The sequence below is a fragment of the Bacillus sp. GMs2/2 genome, assembly GCF_050172095.1.
Classification (GTDB): Bacteria; Bacillota; Bacilli; order Bacillales; family Bacillaceae_G; genus Bacillus_A; species Bacillus_A cereus.
This window is the reverse complement of sequence record NZ_JBNLYE010000476.1, coordinates 1-2585: the sequence shown is the minus strand read 5'-3', so window position 1 is coordinate 2585 and position 2585 is coordinate 1. Positions and strand designations below refer to the sequence as shown.

The window sequence follows — 2585 nt, the reverse complement described above, 5'->3', positions numbered from 1 at the left end:
TTTTTTCCTCCTTGTAATTTTTCACAGTTTCAACTATTTCTTTCTCGGATAAAAGAAAATACTTCAATCTATTAAACATAAAAAAACTCCTTTATATTAATTTAAAAAAGATTGCCCTCTGTATGCTACAGAGGGCAATCTTTCTTGATGGTTAAAATATATACCCAACTGTTAGCAAATATATTAAAAGACATTGTCATTAATTTACTTTAAATTTCACTTCTGGGTATTTGGAGTCCAATTTTTCAAGCGCAGAGCTATCGTCTACCTGTTTCACATATCGATCAAAAAAAGCGAGACTGAATTCGTTTATAATACGGTGAACGTATCTTGGATCTTCATCTAAGCTTCGTAACAAAGGAGAGAACAAATGAAAATCAGTGAAACTCGTATGATTGGTATGGGGAATAACCATTGACATGCCAACACCTGCAAGTGCATGGTCACTACGAACTTTTCCCTCTAAAAAATCTTCCTTGGAATCATCACTAGTCTCTGCATTCATAATCAAAAACGGTTTTCCAACTCTAGATTTCGGAACATTTTCCCCATATAATGTACCATCCATATTGATGGCTGCTTTGACACGGGAGTCTTCCACTAACACTTGCGCAGCTGTAGCTCCACCATAAGAATGTCCAAACATTCCAATTCGGGATGTATCCATTCTTCCTGTAAAGCGATTATCTTTATCGCTTTGGTTAAGCTTCTCTATTTGATTAAGTACAAAAACAACATCTTCCTTCCATAATTTGATATGGCGATCTCGTTCGGCAAAATCAGTTAAATTGATCGACTGTACAAAAGCGGTTCTGCCATCTGGAAAGACGGTAGCTGCAGCATCATAGGTATGATCAATTCCTACGACGATGTAACCTTGACTAGCCAACTCCTCCACCTCAAACGTGTTTTGATTGCGAAAACCGCTTAAACCATGGGAAAAGAGTAGGACCGGATAACGTTCCTCTGAATCTGACAATTGAGCTTCCATGAATGCATTCGACTTCACCAAGCCTAGATGGTGAAACACGAATGCTGGAATAGACAATGATTTTTCCAACCCCTTGGTAATCTCATCCGAGTTATGGATATAAGGTGCGCGATTCATCTCTCCTTTTTCTTTTGCAGGATACCAAACCTGAACCATCAGCTCGCGCCGGCCGTTCAAATCTTTCATATAAGGTTCTTCTCGATCATAATCAATCCAATGATAAAGTGTAGTACCAACCTTGAAGGGACCGCTCGTTTTTTCAAATAAAACTACCGGCATGAGGGAAGGAAGCATGACCGCAATAGTCAAATAAATGATCAGTAGCGATGTCTTGACTGTGAATGCCCCACAACTTTTAACGTTCTTTTTTGATTCAGCAAATAGATAGCAGCTTGTTAAAATAAATGGGGACAAATAAGCAGGAATCATCTGCCAGCGATACCCTTCTACGATAAGCTGTACAACAACCACACAAAAGGCAACTGTTAGAATGAAGACAGACCATTGTTTTATTTTCTCACTAAAAAACAATATACAGCCTAGAATACTAAAATTCACAATGATTATAACAGTCTCAAAAAAATCCATTTACATTCCTCCCACACCAGTGTTTTATCTTCAAGGACATCCCAGTCAAATTGAAAAAAATTTAAAATTACAAACTTTTCGTTTCCATTTCTGATTAGCTTAATCCGTACCTTCAGTACTGAAAAATTATTTCTGGTACTCATTTTATATTATACCGAAATCTTCCAGACTGTAAAGTATAATTACCCTTAAGTAAAATCGACAAAAAATAAAAAATGAGCAGGGCTACGTTAACCTGTATGGTTATTGTGACCCTACTCATTTTTTTATGTAGAAGTACTATTTAATCCTTACTTGTGATTCCATGCAATATGATATCGGCCATCATTGCAAGTGACTCTTGTAGAGTGATTTGGTTAGAGGCTATACTCCCCTGTTCAAAAATTGATTTCATTAACGTTTGGAGTGTTTGGATTAGTACTGGAATGTCCATTGAACGTAAAACACCGCTATTGATGCCCTCTTCAACTAGTCCAGTAATTACCTCCCATTCTTCATTTATGCCTTGTTCTATTTTTGTCCACTGCTCTGGATGGTAACGTCGCAGTTCAATCAGTAAACGTACGAAGCTGTGCTGAAAATCCTTAGGCACAATTAAAAGAATCTCTTTTAATTTTTCCGGTATGGTCAAATTCGAATTATCGATAATTTCCCGAAAACGTATTTGGGCTTCTTCATTTATTTGCTCCACTACATAACCAATAAGCGCGTCCTTAGATGGAAAATGCTCGTAAAGCGTACTTTTGCTTACACCTAGATCACGAGCTAAATCACTCATTGTGAATTTTATTCCCCTTACATGAAAAAGCGCAATAGCAGTTTTGGCAATCCGATCTTTCATCATTTATTCACCTCATACCAAAATAGTAAAGTTATTATCTCTCCAGTACTATAATAGTACTTCGAGTACAAGAATAGTTTAACTTTTTATTTCTTGAAGGTCAAACGTGATGAAGATGATGACGTTTCACCTCATAGCCTTTAAATGAAAACACTATGTTTTTTA

2 protein-coding genes are annotated in these 2585 nt (G+C 36.7%); both read right to left on the bottom strand.

What is annotated here, in order from left to right; all coding sequences use genetic code 11:
- Positions 1-199: 199 nt before the first annotated feature.
- The gene (locus ACQGS6_RS26245; RefSeq protein WP_426965862.1) at positions 200-1579 is read right to left on the bottom strand and encodes an alpha/beta hydrolase family protein; all 1380 of its coding nucleotides are present in this window, start codon (positions 1577-1579) and stop codon (positions 200-202) included.
- A 283-nt stretch (positions 1580-1862) separates the two neighbouring features.
- Positions 1863-2420 carry a TetR/AcrR family transcriptional regulator gene (locus ACQGS6_RS26240; protein ID WP_236723020.1) on the bottom strand — a complete coding sequence of 186 codons (558 nt, stop codon included), beginning with the start codon at positions 2418-2420 and terminating at the stop codon, positions 1863-1865.
- Positions 2421-2585: the final 165 nt, after the last annotated feature.

What these genes read in the sequence shown, in the direction of transcription:
- ACQGS6_RS26245 (WP_426965862.1), bottom strand. Translation starts at nt 1,579, where the DNA reads ATGGATTTTTTTGAGACTGTTATAATCATTGTGAATTTTAGTATTCTA.
- ACQGS6_RS26240 (WP_236723020.1), bottom strand. Translation starts at nt 2,420, where the DNA reads ATGAAAGATCGGATTGCCAAAACTGCTATTGCGCTTTTTCATGTAAGG.